14 protein-coding genes and 1 riboswitch are annotated in these 18471 nt (G+C 39.1%); of the genes, 4 read left to right on the forward strand and 10 right to left on the reverse strand.

The features are described 5' to 3' along the window. Positions 1-8: 8 nt before the first annotated feature. The gene (gene kdpA / locus ACQKMH_RS10090; protein WP_427587250.1) at positions 9-1682 is read right to left on the reverse strand and encodes a potassium-transporting ATPase subunit KdpA; all 1674 of its coding nucleotides are present in this window, start codon (positions 1680-1682) and stop codon (positions 9-11) included. Positions 1683-2395: 713 nt separating this feature from the next. Then, positions 2396-2537: riboswitch (cyclic di-AMP (ydaO/yuaA leader) on the reverse strand. A 242-nt stretch (positions 2538-2779) separates the two neighbouring features. On the opposite strand from kdpA, the gene ACQKMH_RS10095 reads away from it, so the two are divergent. After that, positions 2780-3154 carry a DUF2294 domain-containing protein gene (locus ACQKMH_RS10095; RefSeq protein WP_179086106.1) on the forward strand — a complete coding sequence of 125 codons (375 nt, stop codon included), beginning with the start codon at positions 2780-2782 and terminating at the stop codon, positions 3152-3154. A gap of 546 nt (positions 3155-3700) precedes the next feature. Here ACQKMH_RS10095 and ACQKMH_RS10100 read toward each other — a convergent pair. The 8 genes from ACQKMH_RS10100 to ACQKMH_RS10135 form a co-directional block, all read right to left on the reverse strand. After that, positions 3701-4702, reverse strand: coding sequence for an NlpC/P60 family protein (locus ACQKMH_RS10100; protein ID WP_427587251.1), 1002 nt, complete (start codon positions 4700-4702; stop codon positions 3701-3703). 28 nt (positions 4703-4730) lie between these two features. Continuing rightward, a complete protein-coding gene (locus ACQKMH_RS10105; RefSeq protein ID WP_427587252.1) occupies positions 4731-5813 on the reverse strand; it encodes a dipeptide epimerase in 1083 nt (360 codons plus the stop codon). Between the two features lie 460 nt (positions 5814-6273). After that, positions 6274-7140: a nitrilase-related carbon-nitrogen hydrolase gene (locus tag ACQKMH_RS10110; RefSeq protein ID WP_427587253.1), complete on the reverse strand. Its 867-nt coding sequence runs from the start codon at positions 7138-7140 to the stop codon at positions 6274-6276. A gap of 65 nt (positions 7141-7205) precedes the next feature. Continuing rightward, positions 7206-8690 carry a sodium:solute symporter family protein gene (locus tag ACQKMH_RS10115; protein WP_427587254.1) on the reverse strand — a complete coding sequence of 495 codons (1485 nt, stop codon included), beginning with the start codon at positions 8688-8690 and terminating at the stop codon, positions 7206-7208. Then, the gene (locus ACQKMH_RS10120; protein WP_427587255.1) at positions 8687-8887 is read right to left on the reverse strand and encodes a DUF3311 domain-containing protein; all 201 of its coding nucleotides are present in this window, start codon (positions 8885-8887) and stop codon (positions 8687-8689) included. Before ACQKMH_RS10120 ends, ACQKMH_RS10115 begins: the two co-directional genes overlap by 4 nt. 143 nt (positions 8888-9030) lie before the next feature. After that, positions 9031-10263, reverse strand: a complete 1233-nt coding sequence (locus ACQKMH_RS10125; protein ID WP_427587256.1) for a Zn-dependent hydrolase — start codon at positions 10261-10263, stop codon at positions 9031-9033. Between the two features lie 56 nt (positions 10264-10319). After that, positions 10320-11939: an amidohydrolase gene (locus tag ACQKMH_RS10130; protein ID WP_427587257.1), complete on the reverse strand. Its 1620-nt coding sequence runs from the start codon at positions 11937-11939 to the stop codon at positions 10320-10322. Between the two features lie 345 nt (positions 11940-12284). Next, positions 12285-13175 (reverse strand): hypothetical protein, encoded by an 891-nt coding sequence (locus tag ACQKMH_RS10135; protein WP_427587258.1) that lies wholly within the window; start codon positions 13173-13175, stop codon positions 12285-12287. 280 nt (positions 13176-13455) lie between these two features. Here ACQKMH_RS10135 and ACQKMH_RS10140 point away from each other — a divergent pair, with 280 nt between their 5' ends. From ACQKMH_RS10140 to ACQKMH_RS10150, 3 genes are all read left to right on the forward strand, one after another. Continuing rightward, positions 13456-14247: a hypothetical protein gene (locus ACQKMH_RS10140; protein WP_427587580.1), complete on the forward strand. Its 792-nt coding sequence runs from the start codon at positions 13456-13458 to the stop codon at positions 14245-14247. A 458-nt stretch (positions 14248-14705) separates the two neighbouring features. Further along, positions 14706-15659: an arginase gene (gene rocF, locus ACQKMH_RS10145; RefSeq protein ID WP_230156089.1), complete on the forward strand. Its 954-nt coding sequence runs from the start codon at positions 14706-14708 to the stop codon at positions 15657-15659. Between the two features lie 368 nt (positions 15660-16027). Then, positions 16028-17464: an amino acid permease gene (locus tag ACQKMH_RS10150; protein ID WP_427587259.1), complete on the forward strand. Its 1437-nt coding sequence runs from the start codon at positions 16028-16030 to the stop codon at positions 17462-17464. 305 nt (positions 17465-17769) lie between these two features. On the opposite strand, the gene ACQKMH_RS10155 is transcribed toward ACQKMH_RS10150, so the two are convergent. Continuing rightward, positions 17770-18048, reverse strand: a complete 279-nt coding sequence (locus tag ACQKMH_RS10155; RefSeq protein WP_427587260.1) for a hypothetical protein — start codon at positions 18046-18048, stop codon at positions 17770-17772. Between the last annotated feature and the right edge of the window lie 423 nt (positions 18049-18471).

Raw genomic sequence — 18471 nt, forward strand, 5'->3', positions numbered from 1 at the left:
TTCAACATTTATCTAATCGTAAGCCATTCAGCAATTGGTCCAAGTGCCATTATGGGAAAGAAGGTCAAAGCTCCAATAATTAAAACCGTTGCTAAAAGAATGACAAGGAAGGTACCATTATCCGTTTTGAATGTTCCCATTGTCTCAGGAACACGTTTCTTTACAAGTAATGATCCTGCGACCGCAATCATTGCGAACATGGAAAAGTAACGGCCGAACAGCATGACTAATCCGGTGGAAATATTCCAAAAAGGTGTATTGTCACCTAAGCCTTCAAAACCGGAACCATTATTGGCAGCAGAAGAGGTAAACTCATAAACTACTTGAGAAATACCATGAAAGCCAGGATTTGAAATAGCTGCGGATCCCATTTGTGTCGCTAAAGCGATGGCGGTTGGAACTAATATGATCAATGGGTGGAGAAGAATGGTTATAGCTATTAATTTCATCTCCTGCCCTTCAATCTTCTTTCCCAAAAACTCAGGTGTACGTCCCACCATAAGGCCGGCAAGAAATACAGCCATTATTGAATACATGAGAATATTGATTGTCCCTACACCTTCTCCGCCAAATATACAATTCAACATCATCATTGCCAGTGGAGGTATACTTCCCAGTGGCGTTAGGGTATCATGCATATTATTTACCGACCCTGTAGTGGCCGCTGTAGTGATGCTAGTGAATAATGCACTCTGAGCCACCCCGAAACGAACCTCCTTCCCTTCCATACTCCCATTCTCTTGTGAAAGACCTATTTGCTCTAAAGATGGATTACCATTTTTTTCATTGAAATAAGTCATGCCCAAGAAGAGAACTAGCATAAGTCCCATCGCTGAAAATAAGATCCAGCCTTGCTTCTTATTTCTCGCCATATATCCAAACGTCAACGGAAGGGCAGCAGGTATAAGGAACATGGATAATATTTCTAATACATTCGTAAAACCATTAGGATTTTCAAATGGATGAGCTGAGTTAACCCCAAAGAACCCTCCTCCGTTTGTACCTATGTGCTTAATCGATTCCAGTGCCGCTACGGGTCCCCTTGCTATATGTTGGGTCGCTCCTTCTAATGTTTCAGCTACTGCAGTAGGTCCGAATGTTTGCGGAACCCCCTGGGACACAAGGATTAAACCAATCAAAATCGATAAGGGAAGCAGCACTCGGGTAATCGTACGGATTAAATCCACATAGAAGTTTCCTAGACTCCTCTGACCAGTCAACCCTCTAAAGAAAGCCATACATAATGAAAGGCCTGTAGCAGGGGTCGTGAACATCAAGAATATGATGACTGCCATTTGAGATAAATATGACAGGCCCGATTCCCCGCTATAATGCTGTAAATTGGTATTAGTGAGGAAACTTGCAGCGGTATTGAATGCCAGCAATGGCTCCATGCCGTCTACATCACTGGGGTTGCCTGGTAACTCCCCTTGGAAACGAAGAATCAAATAAGAGATAAAGAACATCACTAAATTAATCAATAATAGAGCCTTGGCATACTGCTGCCATGTCATATCATGCGTCTTAATTCCGGACAGTTTAAAGATATACCGTTCCATCCTTCCAAACACTCGATCTTGTTTCGTTATTTCAAGGGAATAAACATTTGTTAAATACTTAGCCAATGGCACGGCTAATATAATTGCAATTGCCAATACCATAACGATTTGTAATAGATCCATTTACAATTCCTCCGATAGTCACCATTAGTATTTTTCCGGATATATTAAGGCATGTATTAAATACAGCGTAACCGCTCCGACGATGATCATTAGAAACATTTCGCTACTCTCCCTCTTTTGATATGACTTTATTACAAAAATGAATGAACCCTAAAAAGAGAATAAACGGTGTAACCATTAGTAAAATTGCTAAAATATCCATTTTGTACCACTCCTCCCACACAGCTATTAACAACCTTTATTCCCATCCACCTCCTTAAAGGTAAGTATCTTAATCTAGAAGTTTTGCTAAAAACCTAAAATCGTTTCAATCGTTCAAATCTCATTTCTATGAATGAAATAGGACAATCTCTTTCGGTTTGTAACCACGTTGACTTATCCTTGGCAGGGGAAAACGTCAGTTAAGGCATAAAAAAATAGACCAATGCTTACTTCCCCCCAGTACAGCTGCCCTGCCCAAATAGATCTCTATCCCTACAGCGTCACGAGTTTTGACGCGTCAGAAAAAGAAAAATATGCAGAAGCAAACATATAGATGGAGAAAAGAAATCATTGGTCTACTTAACGCCCAGCAAGCCATAAAGCTTACTTTGCGATCCGCCTTCCAAGAAACCTTTTCAATTATAGGCATAATAAAAAGACCTACGGAAATGCCAGGCTGCCCTTTTGCTTTGACACAACAAAAAAGCCTCCCGAAATCAAGGTGGTCTTATGACCTCCTTCGCTTTAGCCGACGAAGTTAGCTGACGGGTAGGATGGCGAAAGAGTATCTCATCCCTTCTGCAAATGCAGAATTAACCCCAAAAATAGTGGGTCCTCCGTTCTCAATCACTTGAGATTTGGCCGATATCAAATTGTATTTCTTGACGTTATTGTACGCTCCTCACCGAAGGTTTGTAAACTCATATAAATCTTTAAAAACATCCATATTCGTTCATCACAGACCATATTTAACCATTTAATATACAAAACTGCTTTCTTTCTTTAAAATACTAACTATTTTGCCTTTTTCTAAAGTTTTTCAAACTGTTATTGACAAGAACTCAAACATGGCATTATGATAAACCCCATAAATTGGTCAGATAATTGGAGGCATTATGATAAATACAAAAAAAAGGCTTGAAGCTGAAATAAGTGAGGCATTCATTAAGTTCCAGCGCGAATTGATAGGAAGAGGACCTCAAGAAACTAAAACGTATATTATCAATGATATGTTGATAACCCGCTTCAAGGGTGTTCTGACTGTTGAGGAAAAGCACCTTGTGAGTCACAATTCCGGCAAAAAGCTTGTAAAGAAAATGCGTTCGCTGCTTCGTGAAATGTACACGAAGGATTACGAAAAAATTGTTGAAGATCATACGGGATGTAAGGTTCTTTCTTCTCACAGTGATATAAGCACCAAAACAGGTGAAAGAATTGAAGTGTTCATAATGGATAAGGATTTAGAGCGTCTTTTTGAAACCATAAAGTAAAAAGGCTATATAGATTCTACCAAATAAATATTTCAGTAAATTATCTCAAAAGAACTTTATATGAAGAAAACATCAGTGGGACGACAAAAATTAATGTACTCTTCACTGATGTTTATCGTCCTTTTTAATAAAAGGACAAATCCCCCATATGAAAACACAGATTGGTTTTTCCAGCTTAACATACCCTAAAATTATATAGAATTTCAGGTTATTCAATCCTATTCCTATCTTCAATTATAAGATACTTGCCTTCGCTTTGAATGACTGTTTTTCCCAAAACTTGTATCCATTCATTTTCATGCAACCCCATTTGAATTCATCACACATCACAAAAAATAAAATGAACCTAATAACAATAAAAATGTATATCAAAATATCAATTTTGAGGAAATAGATGGTGATGAGGAGACAAGAAGAAATGGTTTTTCACTGTATGCAGGAAGCAAAGGGCATTGATTGGTCATCCGTTAGAGATATTTGATAGCTTGATAGCTTGTTTACATATTAAAAAAACTGAGGGCACCGTGCTCTCAGTTTTTTTAAAAATTAATCAATATATCTTCTTGCTCCGGCATATTCTTCTCCGTATCCGGAAGTTTTTATTTCATCTATCCTTACATGTGTTGAGCTGTTTGGAGAATGGATCATGTTACCGTTACCGATATACATGCCGACATGATGGACCTTTCCTTTCCCTTTATCATGGGCAAAAAATAGTAGATCACCTGGTTGAAGATCTGCTTGTTCCACCTTTTTGCCATGCTGCGCCTGAATGGAAGAGTCCCTTGGGATCGTTATTCCATTAGCATGGTACATTGTATAAGTAAAGCCAGAGCAATCGAATCCAAACCCGGACATTCCAGCCCATAGGTAAGGAAGCCCTAAAAATTCTTTTCCTGATTCAACGATGTCCTCACCTGTTGGAATTGGAATTTGACTTTCGTTTCGATAGACAGACACCTCTTTTTTGTCTATCCATTTTGCACCATCCCCAGGTGTCATTACCTTTACCTTATCCTTTTTCAGCTGTAATAGCGGAAGACGAGTATCGAAGCTTACCTCCATGAATTTGGACCGATGTTTCGAATCTGAATAAAGCCAGGACCTTGTGGCATTTACAAGCGCAAATCCTCGCTTAAACTGATTCTCAAAGGATTTTCCCATCTTTAATTGCCCCTTTGGCATCCACCCGGGATAACCTGCATCATTACGGGGCGTTGGCTGATTGGCTACTGCTACTTTCACCCATTCGCCACGTTCTTCAAGAATAGTCACTTTTGAACCATATAACGCTTGTGTTTCAAGGTTACCCACAAGCCACAGTTTGTCTTCATACTTCATGGAGCCGATCCATGCATTCAAATCGACGGGGTTCGATGTTGAAGGGGCATCCAATTCCCTTAATAGACCCGGCTCCGTCCAAAGAGTTGCAGCAGTTACATCAACATAAGCGGTTTTCTCCTTCTCTTTTGAACTAGCTTCATTTGGACTGAATACTAAAATGCCAAGAGCAAATAAGGATAGCACTAAAACGGTTAACCTTTTCAAAATAAAAATCACCCTTTCGAATTAGTTATTATCGAGTAAAAGAGGATTTCCTCTTGACTCCGAGTCCTGGTCGATCGGAAATGAGGAGTTGATCTTTTATAAATTGAATGCCTTCATAGGGTTCATTCCTAATCCACAATGGTGCATCTAAATCAATCTTCGTTATATTTGGATGGGCGGTTGCCAGATGTGCTGCGGCTGCTACGCTTACGGATGATTCCATCATACTTCCAATCATGCATTCCACTCCGGCTGCTTCTGCCATATCAGCGATTTGAAGTGCACGGCGAATGCCCCCTGTTTTCATTAATTTAATATTAAGGAAATCAACAGCGTGTTCATTCAGGAGTCTCATTGCATCACGAGGGGAAAACAAGCTTTCATCAGCCATGATCGGCACTTGGACACATCTCCTTATTTCTTTTAATCCTTCGATATCATGGGCTTCCACGGGCTGTTCCACCAAATCAATGTTCAGCTTTCTTTCCTCGAGTTCATGAATGATGGAAATCGCTTGTTTTGTCGTCCACCCCTGATTTGCGTCAATCCTGATCTTAACCTGGTCGCCAACAGCATCACGAATGCAGGCAACTCGTTCCACATCACCCTTCCAGTCTTTTCCCAACTTTATCTTCAACGTTGAGAAACCGTCATCGATGAGGGACAATGCCGCCTTAGCCATTTCTTCAGGTTCATCCACGCTGACTGTCATGTCATTTTTCAGTACATTCGACTTACCGCCTAGGTATTGATATAAAGGAAGCTGCCAACGTTTGCTGACTGTGTCGTATAAAGCGATTTCAACAGCAGCTTTTGCACTTGTGTTACCTACACTGGATAGTTGGATCAGCTGTGAGAGTACATTGATATTTTCGATATCTCGGCCAATCAGGTTTGGAGTGATCACTTCTTCAATGATACTGACGATTCCCTTTGTAGAATCACCAGTGATGGCAACTGTAGGAGCTGCTGCCCCCACCCCTTCCGTTCCATTTTCCAACTTCACAGAAACATTGATATTCTCAATTTCCATAACGGTTCGCAACGCAGTTTTGAACGGCTTGACAAGCGGTAAGCTTTCAACTGATACTTGTAAACTTTCAATCCTCATAATAACAACCCTTCCTTATAGCTTGAGAGTATATATGATGTAAGACTGCCAAAATAGGTGCCCAGTAGACTGCCAAGTACAGCCATCAGGATTAGCTTCGACTGTAGTGTAACTATTTACGGTAACGATGGTTGACCGAATCTCGAAAGATGTCTTTTGATTGAATAATAGAAATTTTCATGGCAAGCTCCCCCTGCTAATCGCATTTACTTTTACTTGTACATTTCTTTACTAAATAGATTTCTTATTCGATCAATAAAACGAACATGATCATTCTCTTTCTATTTTAACCGATAAATGGCTCTTCTTTAAATAATAAGTCAGAATATTCATGAAATTTAACAATATAGGCGGTATTTATATGCTTGATTTGGGTACCATATTCCTTCATTTTTAATCCTCCATATGATATAAAAGAAAAAAAACACTATTAAAACAATAGTGTTTTTTCACATGATGATTATTTTAGTTCTCCATAAGGCTCATATTTCGCATACATTTCTTTTCGGCGATTACGATCTTTGAAAGTGGTAGCTGCACCACTTTGTCGATTCTCATAAAGTTCATCCATCTCGACTGTACCTGTGATCACAGTATGTTCATTCATTTCCGCCTCAGCTACTATACCATTCGCTGGCCAAGCGTTGTCACAAGGACTTAGTATACTCGCGCGCCCATATCCGTTCGGTAAAGGTGCCCCTGGTTCGCCAACAGTGGGACAATGAACGAAAAAAACCTGATTCTCGATTGCACGTGCATGGGCACAATGGCGCACTCGCCAAAAACCAGCCTCTGTAAATGTGTAGGAAGGGCAAAAAATGATGTCAGCCCCGTTTACCGCTAATATTCTTGAAATTTCTGGTATCTCCGCTTCATAGCATACAGCTATTCCAATCTTAACAGGACCTATGGAATACACTTCAAGATCGTTCCCTTCAGAAGTTTGCCATTTTGCTTCAGCGGGAAAAATATGAGTTTTTTTATGCTCAACGTATGAACCGTCTTTATCAAAAATATAGGCAATATTGAAGTATTCATTTTCACGCCGTTCCAGATGCGAGCCAGCAATGATTACCTGCTTTCTTTTCCTAGAAATGGAACGGAAAAGATTAATATATTGACTGGTGTATTCATCAATCTTGATAATGGACGAAGCATCCAATTCTCCAAAAGCCGCTGATAACCCGATAGTCACCAGCTCGGGAAAAATGATATAGTCCGAGTTTTCTGGAACTTGACTGATTAAGTCTTCTACTTGTATTTGAAATTCATTGAAAGAGGACACTTTTTCTACACGGAATTGACACGCGGTTATTTTAATTTTCACAAAAGACCTCCCAAATAGTTCTTCCAATTACCCCTTCCCATTGACTCAGATGACTAAAATGAAAGTCAGGAAATCTTATTCATATCATTCATTTCCTTCTCTTGCATAGTGATATGTTTAGTCAATGCACTTACAACGAATGTTACGATCATATTAATCAACAAAGCGATGACACCTGTGCTGATATCATTGATGACAGACGGGATATCCGGAAGAAATGTTGCAACCTTAACATTGGCAATTGTCGCATATAACACGATTCCTACACCTGCCAATATTCCTGACATCGCACCATACTTATTGATCATATTGTTTTTTGGCAAACTGCAAAACAAGGAAGGTGCCAATTGGGTGATCAAACTATATGACATGATATTCAAGATGGCCAGCGCTTCGCCTCCTGTAACCGTTACAATCAAAGCGATGATCGAGATGCCGATAATAATTAATCGTGAAACGATCAATTGCTGTTTTTCAGTCGCAGCAGGGACCAGAACTTTGAAAAAACTATTTGTCAGACCTACCGATGCTGCCATTAGCATGACGGAAGCCGGTACAAGGGCCGTCAATAAACCTGCCGCTCCGATCACCCCAATCACCCATGGATCGAATGTTTGAATCGCCAGCCGTAAAAGTGAGAGGTCACCGTCAGCTCCTTGCAAACCCGGTATTTCCATGATGGCTGTAAATCCAATGAAAAAAACGAAAAGCAGTAACAGGGTGTATAAGGGTAACGCAATCGCATTTTTGCGTAGGGTTCTTTCTCCATTCGACGATAAAACGACCATGAATGTTTGTGGCAGCAAATAAAATCCCAGTGCATTTAGCAAAACAGTGGACACAAACCAGGACTGACTCAATCCCTGATCTGCCAACACCAACATTTCTGGTTTAGCAGCTTGTACGGTTTCGAACATTGGCTGTATGCCACCGAAGTAATGAAAGGGAATGTATATCCCTAAAAAGATCACGACTACCAATATCATGAAATCTTTCAGTATGGCTGTCCATGCTGACCCATGAATGCCTGAAATCATTACATAAGTAGTTACGACTACAGCACCGATCACGCTTGCTGCCACTGGAGAAATGGCTCCATAGGATGCTTCTGAAACAATGATACCTAAACCTTTAAGCTGTATGACTATGTATGGGACAAGGGCTAAGCTTCCCAATACCGCAACGATCATCCCCATGGATCGGCTCTTGTATTTAGATGCAAAATACTCAGGCTGCGAGATAATGGAATGACGCTTTGAATATCTCCAGATTTTAGGAACCAACCAATATGATAGGACGTAGGCTAGGAATATATAGGCTGGAACATAATAAGCAGCGGCCCCTTTAGAGTAAGCCCAACCACTTCCGCCCAGAAATGTGAAAGTGGTATAAATTTCACCTGCTATAAGCAGAAAAATGAAGAATGTACCAAAGCCCCTGCCCCCTACGGCAAATTGCTCCATATCCATATCCTTCCCTTTTCTTGCTTTGATCCCTAAATAAAGCGCTAAAACCAAAAAGATGGATATGATGAGTAATGAAATATTCATTCAGGATCACTCCCTTTATTATCAGGATCGAACTTATAGACAATCAATAAGATAACAGATGCCATCACCATCCAAAATGCAACCCAAAATAACAAAAAAGGCATTCCCAATATGTACGGTTCTATTTTATTTGCATAAGGCAATAAGGCTAAGAACCCTATAAATGGAATCAAAAGCAATAGCTTAATAGCATTCAAATTATACCCTCCCTGTTAGTAGCTTCTTAACATTGATAGATAACCATCAGTAAAGCAGAATTTCATACTATACTGATGGATTTATAGCATCAAAGTTCGTTACAGTCACTTCCTGTTTTCAGCCAACAAACCATATGTTCACCTTAAGTGGACTGTATGGCAAGGACGGTTTCCAATAGTACATTGACCCCCTTTTCACAATCTTCCCAAGTTGTAAGTTCTTCTTCACAATGACTTTTTCCGTTGATGCTTGGCACGAATACCATGGCCGTAGGAATAATGCTAGCAATGAACTGAGCATCATGTCCTGCACCGCTTACCATTCTTTTATATGATAGACCTAATGAAATGGTTGATTGTTCAAGCAAATCACAAATTGATTTATCAAACCAAACAGTATCCCTATCCCATAATTTATTCACTTGGATGTCACAGCCACTCTCTGAACCTGTGCTTGCAAGACCTTGGATGATATCCTCTACCCGTTTGATGACCTTGGAGTCCTTATGTCTTGCTTCCAACGAAAAAACCACTTTATTAGGAATGACCGTATGGATATTTGGAAATACATTCACCCTTCCCATCGTAAAAACCAAATCGTCATCAAGCATGCCTAGTTTTTGACGAACCTCCATAATCAAACTATTCGCAGTGAAGAAAGCATCTTTTCTCATCTTCATTGGTGTGGTTCCCGCATGATCGGATTCTCCGGTAACTTCTATCTCATAGCACACCATACCAAGAACACATTCAACGACACCAATTGTTAATGATTCACGTTCAAGGATGGGCCCTTGTTCAATATGCAGCTCTAGAAATGCCGCCGCTTCTTTTAGACGTGACTCTTTATCCCCTGCATAACCAATGGCATGTAAGGCATTTTCGAAAGAGATTCCTTCACTATCCGTCTTTTGCATCATGATGGATTTTTCGAATTTACCTGAAAGAACTCCGGAAGACATCATGGAAGGTTCGAATCTGGCTCCTTCTTCGTTTGTAAAATTGACGATCATAACCGGAACTTTAGGTTGGATATTATTTTCCACGAGAGTGCGCACGACCTCCAAGCCTGCAGCTACCCCCAAGATACCATCAAACCGCCCGCCCTTTTTTACGGTATCCATATGTGATCCCATTACAATGGGCGGTTTGTTTTCAAGACCTGCTAAAGTAGCGTATATATTCCCCATATCATCAACTTTAATGGTCATTCCCAAGCCTTTACAACATGAGCAAAAGTAATCACGGACCAACCGATCTTCCTCGGACAAAGATAACCGTGTGACTCCGTTGTTTTCGGTGCGTCCAAAATCGGCAAACTCCTCGAGCGTACGGCTCAGCCTTTCACCATTAATGACTAATTTTTGTTTTTTCATAGCGAATATCCCCCTTCAAGATAACCTGCTAAAAATACATACGTACGTGCTCTAGATTATATTTCTACCAATGTTTCTCTATGATAAAGAATCTCTCCATTTAAAATCGTTGATTCGACTTTTAAATCCTTGATGTTCTGAGGATGGACTTTCAAAATACGATCATTCAATACGACTAAATCGGCCAGCTTCCCAACCTCTATGCTGCCTTTGACCTCTTCATCGAAACTCGCAAAAGCGCCATTCCAGGTGTATAGTTTAATGGCTTCCATGACGCTGATCGATTGACCAGTACCTATTTTCGTACCAGACTTACTTCTTCTATTAACTGCAACGTGAATACCTAATAATGGGTTATGATCAGTAACGGGTGCATCGGATCCACCAGCAGCCATGATGCCATTATCAATATAGTCACGGGCGGCGTACATGTGATTGACCCTATTGCCGTAGTGTTTGATATATATATCACCGAATTCATAAGGAAATGGAGGATTGGGGATTGGGATGATGCCAAGTTCTTTCATCTTCTTTTGTAAATCTGGAGCAGAGATACCAGCATGTTCTATCCTGTGTCTATGATCTTTTCTTGGAGATTCTTGCAGCGCTTTTTCCACACAATTTAAATACATTTCTATCGCTTTGTCACCTTGGGCATGCACGGTGATCTGATAGCCTTTTTTATGTGCTTCCCCTAATATTTGATAGATTTCCTCTTCTTCATAATAAAGAATGCCGGAATAGCCGGGATCACTCGTGTAGGGCTCGCGGGTTGCAATTGTCGGACCCGTACTGCTGCCATCCGTAAACAATTTAGCTGGTCCAATTTTGAATTTTTCGTCCCCAATACCGGTTACGACTCCCGACTCTACCATTTTCTTTACAAATTCATGCGAATTATTCAATGAACCGACCATCGCATAGATGCGCACACGTATATCCTTAGATTTAATGGCTTGCTGCATTAAACGGAAACTTTCAGGTCCAAAAGCTCCAGCTTCATGAATGCTTGTTATGCCTGAGGCGATGAAATGCTCCGAAGCGATTTTGACTGCTTTCATCAGTTCGCTTTCTGTATAACTTGCCATATCGGCCATTAACATATTTGCTGTTTCAATGAGTTTGCCTGTAATCCGTCCCTCCTTATCCTTTTCAATGATGCCACCAGCTGGATTCTCAGAATTTTCATCCAGTCCTGCAATCTCCATCGCCCTACGATTCACAACACTTATATGGCTGCAAGTTCTGGTAACCATTATGGGATGGTCCGTTGAAATGGCATCCAACTCCGAGATTGTTGGATAACGTTTTTCTTTCACATCGGTTTCATTGAAACCCCAGGCGCGGATCCATTCACCTTTAGGGATAACAGAAGCTTTTTCCTTAAGATCGTTTAACAAATCCTCTACAGATTCGATGTGTTCAGCTTTACAACTTATTGCCAACTGATTGACACCGTATAATATAAGATGAATATGAGAATCTATAAATCCAGGAAGTATAGACTTCCCCTGTAAATCCATCACTTTAGTTTCTTCTCCGATTAAAACTTTTATTTCCTGATTCGTTCCTACTGCCGAGATACGATTCCCATTAATCGCGATCGCTTCAGCAACAGAATTTTTTTGATCAACTGTAATGACCTCGCCGTTTATGAATACGATATCAGCTTTCAAACCCTCACTCCTTCCTTAATGATGGTCCATATTACTCGAACCATTTCTCCAATAATCACTTCCACATTTTTGTTGACTAAACTCCACTTATTGGAATATTCAGTTTTTAATAGATTCATTATATCTACATCAGATTGTGAAATCATTAGACAAATCGTTAAAAATTTTATCGTTATTTTATACTTTTCATAAGATTATGTCTTAATTTCATATGATTCACGGAGTCCACACTCTATTTATCATTCCTTAGAAAGGTATTGAAAGAACAATATCATCTTAGATTTCACCCTTCAAAAAAGGGTAGATACAGCTGCTGCTTCGCGTACCTACCTCATAAATCTATTTTTATTTATATCCCTCTTTCAATCTGCCGATAATCCCAATGGTCAAATACTGTTTATTGGCATTAAAATCCCACGGCCAATATCGAAGGGATAATTCACTTTTATCCACTTTTCCCAAATAATCTTTTATGCCAATCAATGCTGCTCCATACCCCACATTCGAAGCTAAGGCAAAGATGGCATTAAGCCCTTCATTAATGGTCTCCATATACTCAGGTTCGATCTTTAACATATCTGACCATGTAATATAAAATCCATCTTCTTTGATACATTTAGATATAGAGTGATTCAACGTACGCACTATCTGATCCCTAAGATCTAAAAATCCATCCTTTATCTCAGCTGCGTCATTTTCTTGATATTGGTTTTCAAAATGAGTAAGCAGGTCAATGGCCCAATTATAAAAAAGTTGAGTATATATGGCAGATGTTGCAACAATATCAAATCCATTATAATAGCTGGCGAAAATACTGTCAGAAACCTGAGTTAACCGATTTTCTATTTCCTTTACATACTGAACAATGTCCTCTGCCCTATCACCGCGTTTCAGCATGGATGTTAGGTGGTCTTCAAACATCACTTTATCAAGGCCTGTAACATCGATTTCAACAAGTTGGATTTTTTTTCGAGTATAATCAGGCAAATTATTCCTCGCTTTTTCCATACTTCCCCTATCAATATCAAATAAATATAGCGAGCTGCATTTAGAAGCAAGATACTCAATATCCAAATCATCGCAATTTCCTGCACCAACTATCGCCACTTTTTCAACAATCGCTTTTTTTGAAAAAACGGCATCGAATAATCCTGTGACTTGTTTACGATGCTGAGTCCACCTTGTCCTTCTTAATTCATCACGATTATGATTCATTTCTCTTTGAAATGTTTCCAAGTAAATCTCTCCCTTTGGGATACTATCAATTAAAATATTGTATCAAAGTATCCCGATAATGTGGAGAGCAAGCAAATTTGTATAGAATTTACACCAAAAAAGCTCACTCCTTCATTTCTCAATTTCCATAGATGTATACACTATACAAATTTTAGAATAATATGGTAATTGTTGAAGGGAAGTACAAATTTACAGGAGGATATATTTTGAGCAAAACAAAAAGATTTTACTAACTTTACTAATAGTTTTTTTAATCATTTTGGCAGCTGTCGTGATCCTTATGTTTTCATTCACACAGAGTATGAAGGCAAATCCTGATGAAGAAAAAAAGGTTAGAAATCAAGCTGAGCAATATTTAGAGAAAAACTTTGATGATTGGACAGAAAAATATGATGTCCTGTTCGATAATATGGGAAACAGCGGATATTTTGAATATGCAGCTAAAGTGAAACGTGAAAAATATGGCACTCAATTTTTAGTTTTCTTTAATGATGAAACAGGAGAAATGGAGGATCCCTTCATTTCCGATAAATGGAAAGATGATGCTGAAATGGAGATAAGGCCTTATCTTGAAAATGAACAAGGGAATGTGTTGATATCAAAGGATATGGGAGATATCGTAAAAAGTGATGAGTGGGAAAGGGTTCAAGAAAAAATAGGCGATTCCATTCAATTATCCGTGGTTTTTGATGAAGCGATTGGAAAAAAATTGAATATTGACCCGAACAAACCAGCCAGCTATAAAGATTACAAAGTTGCACCGACCGTTCGGATTACCCTATCACGTAAGAAACAAGATACAGATGACGACCGCTTTAATAAAATGATTGTTGCCCTTAAAAACGATGGAGTGCTTAAACATGGACATATGATAGTACGAATGGTGTGCCTTTGGAAGATGAGGACTGGAGCAAATCATTTTAAGGGTTTGAGATTTTTTCAAATAAAATACACAACAAAGATTTTTATCAATTTTTTCTTGAGCAGCGATTCGATAAAATTCTTTCAATCCCTTGGCTCCAGTCCTTTTTCCCGCTGTGTTCATCTTTTACTTTTTGTAAAAAGTACATGATATTTCAGATAATATATATATTTCGGAAAAATATATTATGCTAACAAAGTGAAATAAGGTGTAAAATCACCTATTTTTAGTCTATCTTATTATTCATTATGAGAAATATTAATCTTTTTACCTGAGTTATAGTCCTATTTAATGAATAAATGTACCTGGTAAAATGTATTCATGAACTCTATAATTCCGTTAACGATAAACGTTATATGGAAGGATTTCCCCCACTCCTATTGAGTTTTTAAACTCAATAGGAGTGGGGATTTCATTGCATTTTTTAATCATTTCATATACCTTACCTGGTAAAGTTTCGGCATCTTCGCAATATTTAAAATAGGGATATTAACCCAAGACTTTTACCCTTTTCCCAATCGTATAAATATTCAAAAAAATGTCGAGTTGAGTCATCTATACTTTTACCCTTATACTAGGGAAGAAAAATTGAAAGGGGAGAATTATACATGAAAAAGGAAATTTCAATCATTGGTGTTCCAATGGATCTTGGTCAAACTAGAAGAGGCGTCGATATGGGTCCTAGCGCAATCAGATATGCAGGATTGAGTGAAAGACTTGAAAGTATAGGATACACTGTTCGTGATGAAGGTGATATTAAAGTAGAAATACAAGAGAGAGCACAAAGTGATTTAGACACAAATTTAAAGAATCTGCAGGATGTAGCAGAAGGCAATGAAAAATTGAGTCAAAAAGTGGATGAAGTCATCCAATCAAATCGTTTTCCTTTAGTACTGGGCGGAGATCACAGTATCGCTATCGGTACATTAGCCGGTTTAGCAAAGCATTCTAAGAACTTAGGGGTAATTTGGTATGATGCACATGGCGATTTGAACACAGCAGAAACTTCTCCATCTGGTAATATTCATGGTATGTCCCTAGCTGTTAGTTTGGGCCTTGGCCACCCTGCATTGATTAACATTGGCGGATATTCTCCAAAAGTCAAACCAGAGAATATTGTCATTATTGGTGCCCGTTCCTTAGACCAAGGGGAAAAAGAGTTAATCAGGGAAAAAGGGATTAAAGTTTTTACAATGCATGAGATTGATAGATTAGGTATGACAAAAGTGATGGAAGAATCAATTGCTTATCTGAAAGAACGTACGGATCTTGTACATTTATCCCTTGATCTTGATGGTCTTGATCCAGATGACGCACCTGGGGTTGGAACACCTGTAATGGGAGGTATTAGTTACCGTGAAAGCCATCTTGCCATGGAAATGCTAGCCGAAGCTAATATCATTACATCTGCTGAATTTGTAGAGATAAACCCAATATTGGACGAGCATAATAAAACTGCTGAAGTTGCTGTCGCATTAATGGGCTCATTGCTTGGTGAAAAATTACTTTATGGAGCGGAAGACCAATTTAATACTTCAGATTTACTGGTTGATGTAAAATAGTTGAACTTCTTTATAGATAACTGGTATTGTATTATGAGAGATTTCGTTAAATAGATGGCCCAGTGGAAATAGCCCCTACTTCAACAGGGTGCATGTTACCCATTGAAGGATGGTCCACACGGAGCCATTCATCCCTAGTTTCCTGACGCTTGGCTTCCTTTTCTTTATAAGCGGCGCTACCTGAAATTAATTCTGCATTGGAACCTATCTATCTCTAAATGCAGAAATAATCTCTTATTCTAGGGAATTCAACAACATCTAAGATTCGAATCAAATCTTTTACATTTGTGAGTAAATTACACAAATTCCCTAATAACGTCCAGACATAAATGAAACCGTTTGCACCCATCAGGTAAAGGAGTTTTTCAATGAAGACAATAGAAAATCAGCCAAATGAATTAAAACGGAGCATGAAAGCAAGACATTTATTTATGATTTCAATAGGGGGATGTATTGGTACAGGCTTTTTCATTGGTTCAGGCTACACCATTCATGAAGCTGGGGCCATCGGTGCTATCCTCTCTTACATAGTCGGTGGTTTTATCATGTATTTAACGATGCTTTGTCTCGGGGAACTATCGGTTGCCATGCCTGTTTCCGGTTCGTTTCAGACATATGCGACTAAATTCATCGGTCCTGGAACAGGCTTTGCCATAGGATGGCTTTACTGGTTAGGTTGGGCTGTTACGGTTGCCTTGGAGTTTTTGGCAGCAGGACAGCTTATGCAAAGATGGTTCCCTGAATCACCCGTTTGGATGTGGTGTGCAATCTTTGCTTTACTCATATTTTTACTGAACGCATTATCAGCAAAGGCATTTGGAGAATCTGAGTTTGTTTTTTCAAGCATAAAAGTATTGGCCATAATCCTGTTTATCGTAGTTGGCGGTGCTGCCATGTTTGGTCTTATTGATATGAAAGGTGGACAAGAAGCACCATTTTTCTCCAACTTTTTCAGCGAAGGCCTCTTCCCGAATGGAATATCGGCCCTGCTTATTACAATGATTACAGTGAACTTTTCCTTCCAGGGCACAGAGCTAATCGGAATTGCCGCGGGAGAAAGTGAAAATCCAGAAAAGGTCATACCTAAATCGATCAAACAAACCGTTTGGCGTACCCTTTTCTTCTTCGTTCTTTCTGTCGCTGTTCTTTCAGCGATGATTCCAAGGGAACAGGCAGGAATTGTTGAAAGTCCGTTCGTTGTTGTTCTGGATAGTATCGGTGTTCCTTATGCGGCTGATATTATGAACTTCATCATTCTTATAGCGCTTTTGTCTGTTGCAAACTCCGGCCTTTATGCGGCAACACGTATGCTTTACTCGCTTTCTAAGGAAGGCATGGCCAGTCCAAAGCTCGGCATGGTAAATAAGCGAGGAATTCCGCTTAATGCCTTACTTATCACCCTTGCAATAGCTGGTTTGTCTTTACTTTCAAGTGTAGTAGCCGCCAAAACAGTGTTTGTTTTTCTTCTCTCCCTTGCAGGATTAGGAGCACAAATTGGCTGGATTGCCATCGCGGCTTGTCTTCTTGCTTTCAGAAGATCATATATCCGCAAAGGTGGACAGGTGGAAAACTTGAAATTCAAAGTACCGCTATATCCATTCATCCCCATGCTTGCCTTGATAGCAAACTGCATCGTCATGATCAGTCTAGCGTTTGTTCCTGAGCAGCGAATGGCCCTTTATTGCGGGGGAACGTTCTTCATTGCTTGTTATGCGGTTTATCACTTTAGAGTGAAGAAAAACAAGAAAGTGGAATCTCCAATGCAGGAGGTTGAATTAACTGCCGGTAAAAAAATGGTCATTTAAATGTAACCGGATTGTTTGGGAAGAAAAAATGGTGATAATCTTTGATACCCTACTTCCATAAGTTCAATGCTATAGAAAGAAAAAATGCCCTGGAGGTTTCCTAAATCCAGGGCATTTTTTTACAATTCTGACATACCCATCACCTAGGTAGCAATCATATACTAGATAACTTCACATGAGGTTCCCCATTTTTTATTTTTATGGACAAAAAATGGTACATCCCCTGTCAATGGAATGGTATATATAATAGGAAGGTAATTTTTCTGTTTCCCGTCAATATAATTTTGTTCTATTTCTTGTGAGATTTATCGATGATTTTTTTCTGTTGCATATTCTTTTAATCTAGGCAGGATTGGCTCTAAAATTTCCTTGGCTATGTAATCAGTATCCAATCCAATGAACCGTTCACTTTCTAATTCGACCGACCTCGCCTGCTCCGGATCGTTGCAAAAAATAAACGAAATGATTCCGTCATCTTCAGTCATGTCCACATATTTAAATGTAATGTCATGTTCTGTAAGACAACTTTCAAACGCAATGCACAATTCATCTATATTTGATTGACTAATAGATGTGAATTTCATATTGATCATCCCCTCTGCTAAAGGATAGCAAAATATAGCATGAATTACAAAACGAAAAGTAAGAATCAAACTCCATCGAATGATGCATGATTCATCATGCTCTCCTGCCCGAATTGAGCCTGTTGAACCAACATGCCCCCTTTATGCGCAGTATAAAATTAATTTTATTAATCTTTCATGCCTCTGACTGCAAAAGAAATGAAAACACCATAAATGAAAGAAGTTTTTTGATGGTGATGCAGGGTGTGTTAATAAAATCTTCACAAAAAACAATCCATTTCATCTCCCTTCCCCTTTCCCGTTTTATCTTTCAAATAAAGGATATCTTAGTAATTCCCTAGACAAAAACGGAGTACGTATCACCGCTTAATGGCGTTCATGATGAATAATCCATGGCATGTCTCATATCTTTATACAAACACC

Source organism: Peribacillus sp. NPDC097895 (genome assembly GCF_050277555.1).
Lineage (GTDB): Bacteria > Bacillota > Bacilli > Bacillales > DSM-1321 > Peribacillus.

Coding starts and splice junctions, on each gene's coding strand:
- ACQKMH_RS10115 (WP_427587254.1), bottom strand. CDS start 8,690: ATGAATATTTCATTACTCATCATATCCATCTTTTTGGTTTTAGCGCTT.
- ACQKMH_RS10155 (WP_427587260.1), bottom strand. CDS start 18,048: ATGAAATTCACATCTATTAGTCAATCAAATATAGATGAATTGTGCATT.
- kdpA (WP_427587250.1), bottom strand. CDS start 1,682: ATGGATCTATTACAAATCGTTATGGTATTGGCAATTGCAATTATATTA.
- ACQKMH_RS10095 (WP_179086106.1), top strand. CDS start 2,780: ATGATAAATACAAAAAAAAGGCTTGAAGCTGAAATAAGTGAGGCATTC.
- ACQKMH_RS10125 (WP_427587256.1), bottom strand. CDS start 10,263: ATGAAAAAACAAAAATTAGTCATTAATGGTGAAAGGCTGAGCCGTACG.
- ACQKMH_RS10150 (WP_427587259.1), top strand. CDS start 16,028: ATGAAGACAATAGAAAATCAGCCAAATGAATTAAAACGGAGCATGAAA.
- ACQKMH_RS10140 (WP_427587580.1), top strand. CDS start 13,456: ATGTTTTCATTCACACAGAGTATGAAGGCAAATCCTGATGAAGAAAAA.
- ACQKMH_RS10105 (WP_427587252.1), bottom strand. CDS start 5,813: ATGAGGATTGAAAGTTTACAAGTATCAGTTGAAAGCTTACCGCTTGTC.
- rocF (WP_230156089.1), top strand. CDS start 14,706: ATGAAAAAGGAAATTTCAATCATTGGTGTTCCAATGGATCTTGGTCAA.